This is a genomic window from Streptomyces sp. NPDC037410, assembly GCF_055602235.1.
Genome location: NZ_JBVJWR010000008.1, coordinates 94,638 through 109,868 on the forward strand (window position 1 = coordinate 94,638; position 15,231 = coordinate 109,868).

Consider the following 15,231-nt stretch of genomic DNA (forward strand, 5'->3'; position numbering starts at 1 on the left):
AGAGCCGAGCCCCCTCGGCCAGGACGGCGGACCGGTCGAGAGGGCTCATACGTACTGCTGGTGACGGCGTGCGCGCACCGGGGCTCAGAGGGCCCCGTTGCTCACCTCGCCGACGAAGGCGTTCCACGATCCCGGGCCGAAAGAGAGGGACGGGCCCTCGGGGGCCTTGGAGTCCCGCACCGCGATCGCCGACACGACGGGGGACTTCACCTCGACGCAGGCCCCGTTCCCGCCCGAGTACGAGGACTTCGTCCAGGTGTCCGTTCCGCCCTGAATAATCGCCATGCCGCTCACTCCGGTTCTGTCGAATAGTGTGTCGCGCCAACGTTCTTGATGGCGTGATCGACGCTACTCGCCGGTCCCGGGCGGCGGGACCGGCGTTCACACGTCCGAGTGGCATATTCCAACTGAGCTTCCGTGGGAGCGATCACGGGGTGTACGGTGCCTGCCCCGCCCCGCGGCGATCATCCCTGGGCGTGCTTCTTCGCCATCTGCGAGATGAACTCCCGCGTCTGGTCCACGTTCAGCGCCTGCGCCCTGAGGTGCTCGTACATGACGGAGTACTTGCCGACGTCCTGCGCCTTCTCCAGGTACAGATCGCTCGTCACGCCCTCGATGTACACGACGCTGGAGTCCGAGGTGTCCGGGAACTCGAGGATCGAGTACTGCCCGCTGATCCCCGGGTGAGCGCCCATCTCGAACGGGATCACCTGCACGGTCACGTGCGGCAGGTGGGACTGCTCGATGAGGTGCTCCAGCTGCTCGACCATCAGCTGCCGGCTGCCCACGATCCGGTGCAGCGCGCCCTCGTCGATGACTGCCCACAGCCGCAGCGGACGCTCCTCGTCCCGGATCCGATCCTGACGGCGGGTCCGCACCGTGACCCGCTTCTCGATGTCCACCGGCGCCGACTCGGGCATCGCGCCGGAGATCACCGCCTCCGCGTACGCGGGGGTCTGGAGCAGTCCGGGGATGATCTGCGACTCGTACATCCGCAGGCTCTCCGCGTCGGTCTCCAGACCGATGTAGACGCTGTACGGGATGTCGCCGAAGGCGTGCCACCAGCCCTGCTGGCGCGAGTCCTTGGCCATCTGCATGAGGGAGTCGACCATGCGCTCGTCCTCGACCTCGTACACCCCGCACAGGTCCCTGACGTCACGCTGGCTGATGGAGCGACGGCCGTTCTCAAGGCGGCTGATCTTGGACTGGGAGACGAGAAGACGCTCGGCGACCTGCTCGGCCGTCATGTTCTTCGCCTCGCGGAGCTTGCGCAGCTCCTGGCCCAATCGGCGTCGCCTGACGGTGGGGTTGACGTTGGACGCCACGGAAACTGCACCTCCGGCTGTCTGCTGCGTAGCTGTGAGTATCTACCGCTTGGCAGATTGCCACCAAAGGCCGGGTGCGCGCTGGAAAACCTGGACAACGGGAAACCCGGACGACGCACATGTGCGGAGCGGCCGTCCAGACCGCCCCGCACACCTGTGCGGCTCCCGGGATGGTTCCAGGTGGTACGTGGTACGTGGTCGCCCGGCGCGGGCCGCGCTGTGCTGGCTGCGCGCAGGTCAGTGCGCGGCCGCGCGGGCCATGCTGCCCCGAGGCTGTGCCGGGACGCCCGGGGCGCCCGGGGCGCTCCGGCGCGGCTGTGCGGCCGCACCGTTCTGGACGTCCATCACGGCGTGCGCCACGAGTCCGCCCATGGGGTCGTGCCGGATCAGATCGCGCAGCCGGGACCGCGACGACCGTCCTTCGTTGCCGGGGTAGAGGTGCTTGCCGAGACCGACCGCGTGGGCCAGCGCGGCAAGCGCCGCGGTCCGCGGGTCCGGCGGTACGCCGGTGCGGATCGCACTGTCCAGCCGGGCACGGATCTCCCGACTGATCGCCGTGTCCGTCGCCTGGTAGCGAGTCGTCGGCAACACCCCGCACATCTGGCCCTCCACGGCATGCACCATGCCGCATCGCTCCAGATGCGAGAGATACGTCTGACGGAGCCCCAGCCGGGGCCCGCCGATCCAGTGGACGGCCCGAACCGGGCTGCCACGCCTGCGCAGCAGCTCCAGTGCGGAGTCCAGTGTCGGATCTCCGGTCGGCCGTGGCATCACCACGGCGATACGATCCCCGTCAGGGGCTATCCGGCCTGCCAGAGCCAGCTCCACTAGCTGTGCTCCGGCCAGACCGAGGTCGAGCGACTGCGGCTGCGCTGTGGTACCCGTGGTCGGGTCCAGAGCGAGCAGCAGAAGCTCTTCCGGAATGGTTCTGCGGCTCCTGCCCATCCATGCCTCCCCGCGTGGATGAATGACAGGGTGACCCCTCTCACATTCATCTGTCGAGAGTGCCTGGGTGCTTCATCCGGGAACCAGTAGGTATGTCGTTCTCGTCTAGCACGGGAGCCAAGGGGTTCACACAGGACACTGGTAGACGGTTCGGACGTACGTATGACGCATGGAGGAGGCACGGTGGCGGGCGAGTCCCCCGACAAGGCGGAGCAGCAGGGGTCGTCGCAGGAGACGGCGGCCTCGGGCGGCGGCGGCCGGGATCCCAGGCTTTCCGTGATCCGTGAGTCAGAGTCCGCGCCGTCCTCGGCGGTCCGGGTCGACCAGCCGACGGCCGTGTTCAAGACCCTGACACCGCGCACGCCGGAGGACGACGAGCCGACGACGGCCGCGGAGCCGAAGCCGAAGGCCGGGGGCGAGACCGAGGCCGGGGGCGAGGCCGAGGGTGACCGTCTGAAGGCGGCCGTGGCGGCGTGGGTCGCGACGGAGGAGGAGCCGGAGGGGTCGGAGTCCACGGACTCGGAGGCCGAGGCTTCGGAGACCGAGGCGCCGGAGATCGAGGCTTCGGAGACCGAAGCGTCGGTCGAGGAGCCCGAGCCCGAGGCCGAGCCGGAGGACGCGGGCGAGGACGAGCCGGAGGACGAGGCCGAGGCCGACGACTCCGAGGCCGAGGCCGAGCCGCTGGACGACGAGCCGGACGACGAGCCCGAGGACGGCCCCGAGGAGACGGACGACGCGTCCGACGACGAGGCGGACGACGAGCCGGTCGAGGACGTAGAGGACAAAGCACCTTCCGGGTCCTGGTTCGCCGCGCGTAAGCCTGCCGCGAACGAGAAGCCCTCGGACGCCCCTTCCTCCTCTTCCGAGGCCGAGGCCGAGGACGAGGACGGCGACGAGGACGGCGACGAGGACGAGCCGGTCGACCAGCCGACGACCATGTTCAAGATGGTCCGTCCGCCGGTCGTGGACCAGCCGACGACCGCCCTGAAGCTCCCGTCCGCCCTGACCGGGGACTCCGACAGCGAGCGCACCAGCGTCTTCCGTGCGCTGCGTCCCGACATCCCGGCCGACCAGAAGGCCGAGAAGGCGGCACAGGCCGGGAAGGCCGCGCAGGCCGGGAAGGCCGCCCAGGAGGCTCCCAAGGCCCCCGAGGCGGCCGCGCCCAAGGCTCCCGAGGTCAAGGCGCCCGCGCCGGCGCCCGCCCCCGCCCCCGCCTCCGTACGGTCGCGATCCGGCCTCTCCGAGCCCGAGCGGACCCGGCAGCAGCCGCTGCCGCCGCTGCCCCCGCTCGACCTGCTCGCGGAGCTGACGAACACCCCGCCCCCGGCGCCGAACGCGCTGCGGACGACCCTGAGACGCGTCCGGATCTGGACCCCGCTGGTCCTGCTGCTCCTGATCGTCTTTGCGATCGTGCAGATGGTCCGCCCGCTGCCCGCGCCCGCGCTGACCCTGTCGGCCGATCCGACGTTCACCTTCGAGGGCGGCGAGCTGAAGATGCCGTGGCCCACCGAGGGCCAGGGTGCCGTCGAGGTCGAGGGCGTCGGTTCCATGGGCATGTACGGAGCGCAGAAGCCGGCCCCGATCGCGTCCGTGACGAAGACGATGACGGCGTACGTGATCCTCCGCGACCGCCCGATCAAGGGGAACCAGGAAGGCCCCCGGATCACGATCGACAAGAAGGCCGCCGACCAGGCGAAGCACGACTCGGAGTCGACGGCGCCGGTCCAGGAGAACCAGACCTACACGGAGAAGGAGCTCCTGGAGCTCCTCATGATCCCCTCCGCGAACAACGTGGCCCGGCTGCTCGCGCGCTGGGACGCCGGTTCGGAGGCCGCGTTCGTCGAGAAGATGAACGCCGCCGCGAAGGAGCTGGGGATGACCCAGTCGACGTACACGGACCCCTCGGGTCTGCTCGACAGCACGATGTCGACCCCGCAGGACCAGCTGAAGCTGGCGAAGGCGGTCATGCAGTACGACGTGTTCCGCGAGATCGTGAACATGCCGAACGTGACGGTCGAGGGCATCCCCGGCCGGATCGAGAACAACAACAACATCCTGCTTCACGACGGTGTCAGCGGCATCAAGACCGGCTCCTCCACCCCCGCCGGCGGCAACCTGCTCTGGGCGGCGAACACCAAGGTCGACGGCAAGAACCGCCGGATCCTCGGCATCGTGATGGGGGCGAAGGACGCCCAGCGCCTCATCGACAAGCTCCAGCTCGCCATCGACAACAGCCTCAAGCTGATCCAGCAGGCCCAGAAGGACGTCACCTCGGCCGCCGTGGTCACGAAGGGCGAGGTCCTGGGCTATGTCGACGACGGTCTCGGCGGCCGGGTGCCGGTCGTGGCGACCAAGGAGCTCAAGGCGGTCGGCTGGCCGGGCCTCCAGGTGAAGCTGGAGCTCACGGACGGCGGAAAGGCCCTCCCGCACACGGGGAAGGCGGGCGACGTCGTCGGCCAGGTGTCGATCGGTACGGGCGCCGGGAAGGTCAGCTCCCCGGTCGCCCTCCAGAAGGACCTGGTGGAGCCGGGCTTCGACAAGAAGCTGACCCGCCTGGGCTGAGAGGCCACCCGCTCGGCCGGGCGCCCCGGTTCTCCGGGGCGCCCGGCTGTTAGCGTTTCCGGGGGGACGAGAAGCACGGGTGACGTACGCGGGACACGCGTGACCCACGCGAGAAGCGAGACGGGCAACACGGGAAAGGGCCGCAGTGACCACCGCCGAGCCGACACGCGCCGACCGCGCGGACTCCGACCCCGACGTCTACGGTGAAGCCCATGAAGCCCATGAAGCCCGTGACGCTCGTGACGACAGGGACGCCGACGGCATCGCGCCGCCCACGGATACCGACCCCTCTTCGCCCTCGCGAATAGTGCTCCCGACGCAACGGCCGGCCCCGTCCCCGGCACCGCCCACCCACGCGAGCGCCACCCCCACCCCCGTCCGGCGGCGCAAGCGCCGCTACACGGTCCTGGCGGCCACCGGGCTCGCCGCCCTCACGCACGTCCTCTGGTTCTTCCTCTTCGCGAACAGCGGCGGGGACCTGGCCGCGCAGGACGCGTGGGCCGAGTTCGTCGGGCGGCACCCGGACTCCGCGTACAACCTGGCCTGGTACGGCGGGATGCACCCCGTCTCGTACAGCGTGGTCTCGCCCTATCTGATGTCGGTGCTCGGCGTCCGCAGCACGATGATGGTCGCGGGGACGCTGTCGGCGGGCCTGACGGCGCTGATCCTGGTGCGGGTGCGGGCGGTCCGTAACCCGATGGCGTGCTCGATCGCGGCCGTCTTCGCGTTCCTGTGCAACGCGCTCTCGGGCCGGGTGACGTTCGGCCTCGGCATGATGTTCGCGCTCGGCGCGGTCGCCGCGGTCTTCTGCTGGCCGTACCGCTGGCGCCGCAAACGCTGGGCGAAGGCGGCGGTCGCCGCCCCGCTGGCGGGTCTGGCGACGGCGTGCAGCCCGGTGGCGGGCCTGTTCCTGGGAGTCGCGGCGGCGGCCCTGTTCCTGAACAAGCGCCGCCCGGGCGCCTACGCGCTGGGCCTCGCCCCCGTGGCCGTCGTGGCCCTGTCCTCCTGGCTGTTCCCGTTCTCGGGCACGCAGCCGATGGCCTTCGGCTCGACGGTCCTGCCGCTCCTCTTCGGCGTGCTCACCTTCGTCCTGGTCCCGAAGACCTGGCGAACGGTCCGCACAGCGGCAGCCGTCTACACGATCGGCACGCTCCTGACCTGGCTGATCGACTCCCAGATCGGCTCGAACATCTCCCGGCTGCCGATGCTCTTCGCGGGCGTCGTGCTGCTCGCGGCCCTGCCGTACACGGCGCCGCGTTCCCGCCGCTGGTACGCGCTGCTGCTCGCCGTCGCGGGCCTGAACTTCTGGATCGGCTTCAAGGGCGTCGACGACGTGATCCGCACCGCCCCGGACGCGTCCTGGGCCCGCGAGCTCGCGCCGCTCGTCAACCAGCTCCAGGTCCGGGACGCGGGCAAGGCGCGGGTCGAGGTCGTGCCGGCGTCCAGCCACCGCGAGTCCTCCGCGCTCAGCCCGTACATCAACCTGGCGCGCGGCTGGAACCGGCAGGCGGACATGGAGCGCAACCCGCTCTTCTACGACGACACGCTGAACGCCGCGAACTACCAGGACTGGCTCGACCGCTGGGCCGTCCACTACGTCGTCCTGCCCACCGGCGCCCCCGACTCGGGCGCCGAGCGGGAGGCGGAACTGGTCCGCGAGGGCCTGCCGTACCTGAACCAGGTCTGGTCGGACGAGAACTGGCGGCTGTACGAGGTCGAGAACCCGACCCCGCTGGCGGACCCGCCGGCCCAGGTGCAGAGCGCGGAGGAGAACGAGGTCGTGATCCGGGTCGACCGCCCCGGCCGGGTCCTCATCCGCGTCCCGTACTCGCCGTGGCTCGCGCTCGTCGACGAGAACGGCGCCAAGATCGAACCGCCGAAGGAGACGGAGGCCTCGAAACTGGCCCGGGAGGCTTCGGACACGGAACTCCCGAAGGTCTTCGCCAACGAGAAGGGCTGCCTGTTCAAGACGGAGGCGGACCCGGAGGGCGACGAATGGACGGAACTGATCGCCCCGAAACCCGGCACCTACCGCCTGGCGGCCCCGTACAAGCTCTCCCGCGGCACGGCCTGTCCGGAGGAACTCCGCTGAGGCACGGGCCTCAGGCCAGATCCGTCAGCTCCTCGGCGAACACCTGCGACAGCGGCTGCGGCCCCACGTACCGCTGACAGTTGCACGTCCCGGCCTCGTACCGCACCGGCTTCTTGTTCTCGTCCCAGGCCGTCGGCACCTCCACCCGCTCGTGGCACCGCCCCTGCTTGTCGTGCTTCGCCAGATGATGCGTGCACCCGCACACGGGCTCCGGCGTCCGCTGCGAGGCCTCAAGCGCCAACCGCTCCTGCTTGGCCGCCTCCAGGACCTCCATCTTCCGCTCGTGCCGATGCCGCAGCGCGGTCCGCACATTGTCAGCGGCCCAAGCGAACCCGCCACTCCAGAACAGAATGAGCACCCACCAGAACCAGTCCACGGCTCTCCCCCGCCTTCCCCCGGTAAGGAGCCCAGGATAGAATCGGCGCCAGCCGGCGTCACGGCCCGCATCATCGCTCTACGGATCTGCGCGATTACCGACCGCTAGGATCGCGGGCGCCGCCGCAGTAGCGCGGCGGCTGGAGAGAGGGGCATTCGCATGGCCGTCATCGTCACCTTCGACCTCCCCGGCGCCGGGCAGGAGGTCTACGACGAAGTCATCGCGCGTGTGACCGGCGGGAAGGGCTTCACGCGCTTCGCCGACGTGGGGGATCCGGGCCTCGTCTCCCACGCCGCGGGTCCGGTCGACGGAGGATTCCGCGTGACCGAGGTCTGGGAGAGCGAGGAGGCCCTCGCGGCCCACGCGAAGACCTTCGGCCCGATCCTGGCCGCCCTCGGCCACGCCGACGCGCGGCCCACGATCATTCCGGCGCACAACGTCGTCGTCCGGTAGGGGCGGTCCGGGCTGCACCGGCCCTGGCCGCACCGGTCCGAGCCGCACCAGCCCGGGCCGCACCGGCTCAGGCTCGCTTCGCGCACGCCTTCTGTTGGGTCAGCCCCGAAACGATCCCGGACATCTCGGCGATCACGGCGTCCTTGTCCTTGATCCGCTCGGACACCGTGACCTCGGCCGCGGGACTGCGCCCGTACGACAGGACCGTCTTCACCCCGTCGCGCGTCTTCTCCGGATTCACGACCCAGTCGATCCCCTTGACCGACGTGCACGCGGCCGACTCCGGGACGTCGGAGATGTTCCCGCAGCGGAGAACCACATCTCCGTCTCCCCACACGGCCGTTCCCTTCTGGTCGGCGTCGTCGCGCTCGTGCCCCGCCAGCTTCTGCGGTGCCTTGCTCACCAGACCGGAGCACGCGGCGCTGTCACCCCCGGGGGCTCCCGACACGTTGTAGTCACGCGAGGAGGACCCGCATGCGGCGAGTACGGCCGCGCACACGGCGATCACGCCGGCCTGTGCCAGCCGCCGGCCAGAGGTCGTCTCCATGAGCAATCCCTTGTCTAGTAGCACGGTTACGGGCCTTCTCGGACGAGTGATCGGAGTCAGTCCTCGCGGACGCTGAGCAGGTCGCCGGGCTGGCAGTTCAGTTCGCGGCAGATCGCGGTGAGGGTGGAGAAGCGGATCGCCTTCGCCCGGTCGTTCTTCAGGACGGAGAGGTTGGCCACCGTGACGTCGACCCTGGTCGCCAGTTCGGACAAGGTCATGCCTCGTTCGGCCAGGAGCCGGTCCAGGTGGACCTTGACCCGGTGTTCCTCCTCTGGCGGCATCAGACCAGCCCCTCGGTGTCGGCGCGGAGCTTCGTACCGCGTCGGAACACCTCGCCCAGGGCCAGGATGAGGAAGGCGAGCAGGACGTACTCCCCGGTGAAGGTGACCGACGAGGGGATCTGCCCGGCCAGGGGAGTGCCCCTGACCAATTGCTTCGTCGTGAGCGCCGGCAGTACGGGGGAGAGGACGGCCTGCACCAACACCGTGAGTCCTATGACGCTCAGGCGGCGGGCGTTCTGCGGCACGAAGACGTCTCCGTCGCGCAGCGTCCCGGCCATCTGGAGGAGAAGGGCCAGGACGAGGAGCAGGATCAGGCTGCCGACGACTTCCGGCAGCACGAGCAGCAGGCGCTGGCCCAGGTCGGGGTGGGCGACGACGAGGTCGGCCTGGTGGGTGCCGGTGAGGGTGCCCAGGTACGGCGGCGGGCCGGGCGCTCTGAGCCGGTGGACGAGGAGGCGGTGATGGGCGTTGGAGGAGAGGGCCGCTTCGGTGCGGTGATCTCCCCGTTCATCTGTGGGTGACCCCTTCGGCCGGGTATCCCGCACACGCAAACGGCCCCGGACGAGTCGTCCGAGGCCGAGCGGGCCCCTCCCCGGGATGATTCTCAGGTCGGAGCGGTCATACGTTGTGCCCCCGGCAGGATTCGAACCTGCGACACCCGCTTTAGGAGTGGGATCGAATCCGTGCCGGGCGGTTCCAGACTGTGCCGCGCGGTGCTGTTCTGCCTGATCAGCGCCGCGCGGCACGGTGCCCGATCCGGCATGTGACGTCTGGTGTCGGCCCGTCCGCTCACGCATTGCGCACGCAGGCGGACTATCCACCGGCTGGTCTCTTCTCACTGCTGAGAAGGACCCGTTCCATGGCCGCCAGCCCGGCCGGTTCAGTCGTGATGGGGTCGCCAGCGCTCCGACTCGCGTATCGCGCCCCGTGCCGCGAACATGGCCATCACCGCGGACAGCGTGGCGAGCGCACCCACCACCAGAGCCAGCGTCGAGCTCGGAAGCTCGCCGTTGCGCGGCGCTGTCGTCAGCGGCAGGGTGATCCACCCACCACACCCATCGCGGCCGCCACCCACAGCGGTGCCATCAGTGTCCAGGCCGCGACGGCCGCGTAGACCCTTCTACTGCCTGCCAGCACGTTCACAGGGGCGATGGCACGGGTGAACCGCATGACCTCAGCGAGGGAAACCAGGCGTTCGACTACGAGCTACTCAAGCCTGTGTGGCGCACTTCCGAGTGAGACGAAATATCGAGCTTCCAGTCCGCAACCCAGGGGTGGCCTAGAGATGAGAATCCACAGATTTCTATCTCACGAGATCCCTATTCGCGAGACTTAAATATCAATCCAAGCGCAGCGAACACAACAGAGATCGCAATAAAGGGGAACGCAATCGCGTCGCGAACAAGCCTTTCGTAGGCGAAATCCAACCCTCGACCTGCCAGCACCGCAGTAACAAAAACCAAGGCGGCTAGGGTGAAGAGTGAAATCTTTCCGAACGCACGGGATAACGCTCTAGAGTTCATACGCTTCAGCGTATCGCCTCCCTGCGCTCACCTCTAGCCTTCGGAGCGGGTGGAGCCCCCGACCCATTCGCGGCGAGATGGAATAGTTTGCGGAATTTGCATGATTTAACCGTCGACCCGCTACCGGTAGGAGCAGGGCGCGGATCGACGGCTCACCATGCGGCTACGCCAGGCGTTGCCGCCACCCGCTCAGCGCGCGGCCATCATGCTCACACAGCGTCGAAATCGATCAGCGGGACGTAGGCGATCTCTTCCGTTTCGCCGTTCTCGTCCGTGACGGTCTCGTGGTGCATGCCGTCCTCCTGGTACCTCAGAGGATCGCCGTCGGGCTCGGCCCCTGCCAGGTCCGTGGGGACGGTCACGGGCTCACCCTCGTCGTTGAGGAGGGGGCTTCCGTCGCTTCCCGCGACGCCCATCTGGCTGGGAACCCGCTCTGCGTCCACTCGGCCTTCCTCGTCCACCCAGTCCGGAGCGATGTCCGCCTGAGGAGACGCGAGTGACGCCGTAGTCGGCAGGTAGTGGGACCCAGACCACAGGCCGACGTTGCCGTACCACGTGCCGCCATACGAGACGGAAGAGATGGTCGAGGTTCCGTACCACCCGTTACCGCAGGGCGGACTGGTGAAAGTGTTCGTCGTCGCCTGGACGGTGAACGACGCGTTGGTCCCACCGTTGTAAAGCCAAGGGGTACTCCTACAGACGAGCCATTTCCCCTGACTGGCGTTCCACTTGAATATGTATAGCCTCGTCGCGAGATAGCCCGGGGAACGGTACCAGGGCAGGGTGCAGTCGGCCGGCCACAACTCGGCGTCCTTCGAAGCCATCGTACGGCCCTTGAAGTAGCCCATTCCCGCACCGTGTGAAATCTCGGACCTGCTGTACAGACACTTCGAACTGTCCGTGTTCGACCACATCTCATCGGAGGTGTAGACGACGTGCGCACTGGCGGGCGATGCGCTTACAGCGGCCATCGTCAAAGCAGCCGTGGCTACGCCCACCGCGCGTAACAACTTGCTGGCGATTCCTCTATGTAAGATGGACCCCTCCTGGAATGACGGATTCAGCCTTCCCGGGCTGACGAAGCCCCAGAGAAAGCCGCCAAAACTCACTCGGACGAGACGAGACCGGCAACTCAAGCAGGCCAATCAAAAGCCTTCAAGAGGAACGACCTCTTTCGCTTATGTGGCGCAAAAAAGGATGGCCAATTTGCGAGGTTGACGGCGGGAAAGGAGAGAGCTTCAACGGCCACGTAGTCCGGATCTGATCAGCTTCAAGCCGTTGTGGTGAGCCTCCGGGTGAGACAAATGCCGAGCACCGTACCGATGCGCTTGAGCTGGGCGTCAGTCAGTGGCGGGGCCGCGTCCACGCACTTCCGGATCCACTGTTCCCTGGCATCGTCCGTCAGGGAACGAACCGGCTTCTCCTCGACCGTGATCACTGCCAAGGGTTCCCTTCTGTCTTGAGATGTTCGGTGTGAGCGAGATCGCGGTGAACACAGGGCTTGATCAAGCTCCGTAAGTGACCGGATCGTTGGTGAGAGGATGCACAGTGCCACGCACTCCGATCAGACGTGCCAGTCGCACGCCGAGCAGCACATGGCAGTTGCGCAGAACCACCGCGTGGTGACCATAGAGTGATGCCTTCCGTGCCGTCAGACAGCAGCGGGGAGAGCCCGCAGGCGGTCGCGGAATTCCCGAACAGTCAGCACCTTCGAGTGCGGTTCGAGGTAGTTGCTGAACTTCGTTAGCCGGACGTGTGCCCGGTCGGAGCGGACTCGGTTCTCCAGTAGTTCCAGGCCGAGGTTGGCGGCGTCCAAGGCCCCGTCCAGGTCCCGGGCGGCCATGCGTGCCGTGGCGAGGCGGCCGGAGCGTACGGCACGGACGCGGGGGACCGCTTGGTCCACCGCCACAGCGAGTGCGCTGGTCGCTCGCTCGGGGAAGCCGGAGCGCAGCATGATCTTGCCTTCAGTCGACTTGAGTTGGGCCTCGCCGTACCGGTCGAGCCAGTCGGGACGGTCGCCTTCGCGGTGTGCGCCCCACAGGTCGTAGCAGCGGCCGAGGGACTTGCCGGCGGCCTCGTGCCGGGTGTCCCGGGATAGGGCTTCGGCCTGGTGGATGCTTTCGACTGGCGGAAGGTTCGGTTTGCCGATGTCGGTCTCGATGAGTCACGCGCGGACGGGCCGATGCGCCCGCCGCTTCTTCCGGCTAGGAGTCCTCGGCGGAGAACCTGAGGCCGTAGGTCTGCGCCGCAGCGCGGTAGCGTCACCGACGGAACCCCCACCATGGAAGGGACGGTCGCCGGATGCCGCAATGCACTGATGCCATCGTCGGCCGCGAACAGCGTGGCCTGATCCTCGACTTCGCCGGGGTGCTCACTGCCAACCCCCTCACGGTCCACCGCGAGTGGTGCGTGTCCGAAGGGTTGGCTCCTGAGGCGTGGCGCAGCACTCTCAACGATCACCCCGAAGGGCGTCGCCTGTACGCGGCCCTGGAGATCGGGGAGATCGGGCAGGCCGAGTGGAACGAGGGCACGGCGCCACTGTTGGGTGCGCATGTGGATCCGGCGAACCTGATGGGGCGGGCCTGGGCCGGGGTGCCCGCAGCCCGTCGGATGGTCGCGCTCGCACGTGCCGCGCGTGCCGCCGGTCACCGGCTTGCCTTGCTGTCCAACAGCTTCGGCCTCGACCCGTTCAACCCTTACGAACACGTCGGCATCTGGGACCTGTTCGACGTGCACGTCGTCTCCGAGCTGGTCGGCATGGCGAAGCCCGATCCAGCGATCTACGAATTCGCCCTGGAGCGGATCGGACTGCCTGCCGAGCGGTGCGTCTTCGTGGACGATCACGCGGTGAACCTTCCGCCGGCCGCCGATCTGGGCATCGCCACGGTCCACGTCACGGACGAGGATGCGGCCGTGACCGAGCTGGAGGCCCTCCTCGGTGTCACAGCGGTGCTCGCCGCGTGAACCCAACTGCGGTCTGATCAAAGGCTGTCGGCTCCACCGCTCCAGCCAGTACTGTCCGTGTGGGGCCCATCACGCGGAGGTTCTGGAGCATGCAGTGGTCGGAGTACACCACCTCTGAGCGCTTGAAGGCGCTGCGCGGCGGCATGACACAGGAGCAGTTGGCGGAGGCGGCCGGCGTGTCCGTCGGCGTGGTCCGCAAGCTCGAACGCGGCGGAACGGCGTCCCTGCCGTCCCTGCTGTCGATCGCCGACGCGCTCGGTACGGACATCGCCGTGCTCCTCGGTCAGCAGGCGCCACGGCGGTCCATGGACCGCGACGAGCGGGCCGCGTTACGCCTGGTCTCCGCAGCCACCCATGACGCGGCCATCGGCATCCCCGCCGAGGTCGAGCCAGGCACCGTCGAAGAGCTCCGCGCCGTCGTCCGTCGTGCGGACGCCGCGTACTGGGGAGGCCGGTACACCGAGCTCGGCACTCTCCTTGGGCGGCTCCTACCCGAGGCGCGGGCCAGGTTCGACATGGCCGGCCTCGATGAGCGGGAGGCCGCCGCCGGCGTCTTGATCGACACCTTCCAGACGGCGGGCATGGCCGCCAACGTGCTCGGATCACGAGATCTGGCGTATGCGGCGCTGACGTACGGACGGCAGATCGCCGTGCAGGGCGGAGACGATCTCCGTGACGCGCACCTTGCCGCCACCACCGCGTGGGTCAACCTCCGCGACGGCCGGACCAAGCAGGGCTTCCTCCTTGCCGCAGCACAAGCCGACCGGATCGAGCCCAAGATGAGCGAGCACAACCCGGACCGGCTGAGCGTGTACGGGCAGCTCGTCACGAACGCCGCCGTCGCCGCGTCCCGGGGCGGTGCGAGCTCGGACAACGCCCGCGAATACCTCTCCCAGGCGCACGCCGTCGCCGCCCGAATCGGGGACGAGCATGCCCGTGGCGCGCACGCCCAGCCGTACGGACCGATGTACGCCGCAACGCAGGCCATGAGTATCGCCGTGGCCCTCGGTGATACGGCTGGAGCGCTGCGGCTCATGGACACCGTTCGCCTGGACGACACGGTGCCCCTGGCCACTCGGGCCCGCTACGGTCTGGACGTAGCGCTCACCCAGGTCGAATGCCGACGGTGGGAGGCCGCAGCCGACACCCTCCAGGCCGTCTGCGCGACGGCCCCGGGATGGGTGCGTCACCAGATGCTTCCCGGCGTCATCATCAGTCGACTCGCCGGGGTGTCCGTCAACCGACTGCGAGGACTGGCGAACTCCGCGGGCGTACCCCTCGGCGTGCGTTGACCTACGAGCCGAAGTACCACGGTCCGTAGTAGGTACGGGCGCGCCATCAGCGCGACTGCTACGGGGCGTGGCACACCTTCGGGCGACCCTGCTTCCGCTGCCACGCGGCGTGGCGGTCCGACCGGATACGGAGTCTCTCCACTGCGACGGGCCGTGCCTGGGCCCCGACTCCGCAGCCCAGCAGCCTTGTGGGTATGCCGACCAACCCGCCCGGCGGCCTCGGGCACGTGCCCGTCGCCGTCTACTCCTGCGCCACCACCTCCACCGCCCTCGGTGAGAGCGAGGAGCGTGGCCGCTACTACGCCGACGCCCGGCACTGGCACGTCGCCGGCGTCTGGTCCGACCCCGCCCCGTCGCTGCCGCTCATGGAGCGGCCGGGCTGGCAGGCCGTCACGGCTGCCCTGTCCGCCGGAATGATCCGAGGTGTCGTCGTCAGCGGCCTGACGCATGTCGCCGCCGACGCCGCCCAGTTCGCGGCTCTCGGAGTTCTCCTCCGCGACCGGGGAGGGTTCCTCGCGGACGCGTCGAGTGGTACCCCGACCCGTCGAACCCCCGGCCAGGCCCGTCGTCGCCGTGACATCGCGGACGCGGCCTCCGGCTGGTTCACGCAGACAGGCACGTACGAGGAGGACGGCTCGTGAGCGCCCGGCGCGCCTGGGTCGGTGACCTCGTCCGGGACGGCGGCGGACGGCGGGCGATCGTCACCGACGTCCGTGCCGGCGGCACCGTGTGGGTGCTGCGGCCGCCGACCGGCGGTGGCCCCCACTGGGAGACCGACGACCCCGACAGCCTCGAAATCCTCGCCCGCTCCGAAGCCAGGGATACGCCGTGAGCGACCGCGCTCGCTGCCGACCCTTCCGTCCCGCCCGTG

16 protein-coding genes are annotated in these 15,231 nt (G+C 68.9%); 7 read left to right on the forward strand and 9 right to left on the reverse strand.

The window, feature by feature from the left end; translation table 11 throughout:
- Positions 1-84: 84 nt before the first annotated feature.
- The 3 genes from ACZ7HT_RS15380 to ACZ7HT_RS15390 all read right to left on the reverse strand — a co-directional run bounded on the left by ACZ7HT_RS15380 (position 85) and on the right by ACZ7HT_RS15390 (position 2,270).
- The gene (locus ACZ7HT_RS15380) at positions 85-285 is read right to left on the reverse strand and encodes a DUF397 domain-containing protein (protein WP_116160455.1); all 201 of its coding nucleotides are present in this window, start codon (positions 283-285) and stop codon (positions 85-87) included.
- Positions 286-464: 179 nt separating this feature from the next.
- Complete coding sequence (locus ACZ7HT_RS15385; protein ID WP_471165134.1) at positions 465-1,325, reverse strand: helix-turn-helix domain-containing protein; 861 nt, start codon at positions 1,323-1,325, stop codon at positions 465-467.
- A gap of 237 nt (positions 1,326-1,562) precedes the next feature.
- Positions 1,563-2,270: a GOLPH3/VPS74 family protein gene (locus ACZ7HT_RS15390; RefSeq protein ID WP_471165136.1), complete on the reverse strand. Its 708-nt coding sequence runs from the start codon at positions 2,268-2,270 to the stop codon at positions 1,563-1,565.
- 183 nt (positions 2,271-2,453) lie between these two features.
- Here ACZ7HT_RS15390 and ACZ7HT_RS15395 point away from each other — a divergent pair, with 183 nt between their 5' ends.
- A complete protein-coding gene (locus ACZ7HT_RS15395; RefSeq protein WP_471165140.1) occupies positions 2,454-4,832 on the forward strand; it encodes a D-alanyl-D-alanine carboxypeptidase family protein in 2,379 nt (792 codons plus the stop codon).
- A 145-nt stretch (positions 4,833-4,977) separates the two neighbouring features.
- Positions 4,978-6,924, forward strand: coding sequence for an MFS transporter (locus ACZ7HT_RS15400; protein ID WP_471165143.1), 1,947 nt, complete (start codon positions 4,978-4,980; stop codon positions 6,922-6,924).
- A gap of 10 nt (positions 6,925-6,934) precedes the next feature.
- Here the strand turns inward: ACZ7HT_RS15400 and ACZ7HT_RS15405 are convergent, their stop codons facing one another.
- Positions 6,935-7,300: a hypothetical protein gene (locus ACZ7HT_RS15405; RefSeq protein ID WP_471165146.1), complete on the reverse strand. Its 366-nt coding sequence runs from the start codon at positions 7,298-7,300 to the stop codon at positions 6,935-6,937.
- Between the two features lie 159 nt (positions 7,301-7,459).
- Between ACZ7HT_RS15405 and ACZ7HT_RS15410 the strand changes: the two genes are divergently transcribed.
- Positions 7,460-7,753, forward strand: coding sequence for an antibiotic biosynthesis monooxygenase family protein (locus tag ACZ7HT_RS15410; protein WP_471165149.1), 294 nt, complete (start codon positions 7,460-7,462; stop codon positions 7,751-7,753).
- 67 nt (positions 7,754-7,820) lie between these two features.
- Here ACZ7HT_RS15410 and ACZ7HT_RS15415 read toward each other — a convergent pair whose 3' ends face one another.
- The 5 genes from ACZ7HT_RS15415 to ACZ7HT_RS15435 all read right to left on the reverse strand — a co-directional run bounded on the left by ACZ7HT_RS15415 (position 7,821) and on the right by ACZ7HT_RS15435 (position 12,058).
- Positions 7,821-8,300: a DUF3515 family protein gene (locus ACZ7HT_RS15415; protein ID WP_471165152.1), complete on the reverse strand. Its 480-nt coding sequence runs from the start codon at positions 8,298-8,300 to the stop codon at positions 7,821-7,823.
- 56 nt (positions 8,301-8,356) lie between these two features.
- Entirely contained in the window at positions 8,357-8,581 is a 225-nt protein-coding gene (locus ACZ7HT_RS15420) for a helix-turn-helix domain-containing protein (RefSeq protein ID WP_471165155.1), read from the reverse strand.
- Entirely contained in the window at positions 8,581-9,126 is a 546-nt protein-coding gene (locus tag ACZ7HT_RS15425; RefSeq protein ID WP_471165158.1) for a DUF2975 domain-containing protein, read from the reverse strand. The genes ACZ7HT_RS15420 and ACZ7HT_RS15425 overlap by 1 nt, the downstream gene beginning before the upstream one ends.
- Positions 9,127-10,313: 1,187 nt before the next feature.
- The gene (locus tag ACZ7HT_RS15430; RefSeq protein ID WP_471165161.1) at positions 10,314-10,952 is read right to left on the reverse strand and encodes a hypothetical protein; all 639 of its coding nucleotides are present in this window, start codon (positions 10,950-10,952) and stop codon (positions 10,314-10,316) included.
- Between the two features lie 803 nt (positions 10,953-11,755).
- Positions 11,756-12,058 carry a hypothetical protein gene (locus tag ACZ7HT_RS15435; RefSeq protein ID WP_471165164.1) on the reverse strand — a complete coding sequence of 101 codons (303 nt, stop codon included), beginning with the start codon at positions 12,056-12,058 and terminating at the stop codon, positions 11,756-11,758.
- A 347-nt stretch (positions 12,059-12,405) separates the two neighbouring features.
- On the opposite strand from ACZ7HT_RS15435, the gene ACZ7HT_RS15440 reads away from it, so the two are divergent.
- The 4 genes from ACZ7HT_RS15440 (at position 12,406) to ACZ7HT_RS15455 (ending at position 15,192) form a co-directional block, all read left to right on the forward strand.
- Complete coding sequence (locus ACZ7HT_RS15440; RefSeq protein ID WP_471165166.1) at positions 12,406-13,068, forward strand: HAD-IA family hydrolase; 663 nt, start codon at positions 12,406-12,408, stop codon at positions 13,066-13,068.
- 89 nt (positions 13,069-13,157) lie between these two features.
- Complete coding sequence (locus ACZ7HT_RS15445; protein ID WP_471165170.1) at positions 13,158-14,360, forward strand: helix-turn-helix domain-containing protein; 1,203 nt, start codon at positions 13,158-13,160, stop codon at positions 14,358-14,360.
- 194 nt (positions 14,361-14,554) lie between these two features.
- Positions 14,555-15,001 carry a recombinase family protein gene (locus ACZ7HT_RS15450; RefSeq protein WP_189285127.1) on the forward strand — a complete coding sequence of 149 codons (447 nt, stop codon included), beginning with the start codon at positions 14,555-14,557 and terminating at the stop codon, positions 14,999-15,001.
- A complete protein-coding gene (locus tag ACZ7HT_RS15455) occupies positions 14,998-15,192 on the forward strand; it encodes a hypothetical protein (RefSeq protein WP_018961500.1) in 195 nt (64 codons plus the stop codon). Before ACZ7HT_RS15450 ends, ACZ7HT_RS15455 begins: the two co-directional genes overlap by 4 nt.
- The last annotated feature ends 39 nt before the right edge of the window (positions 15,193-15,231 follow it).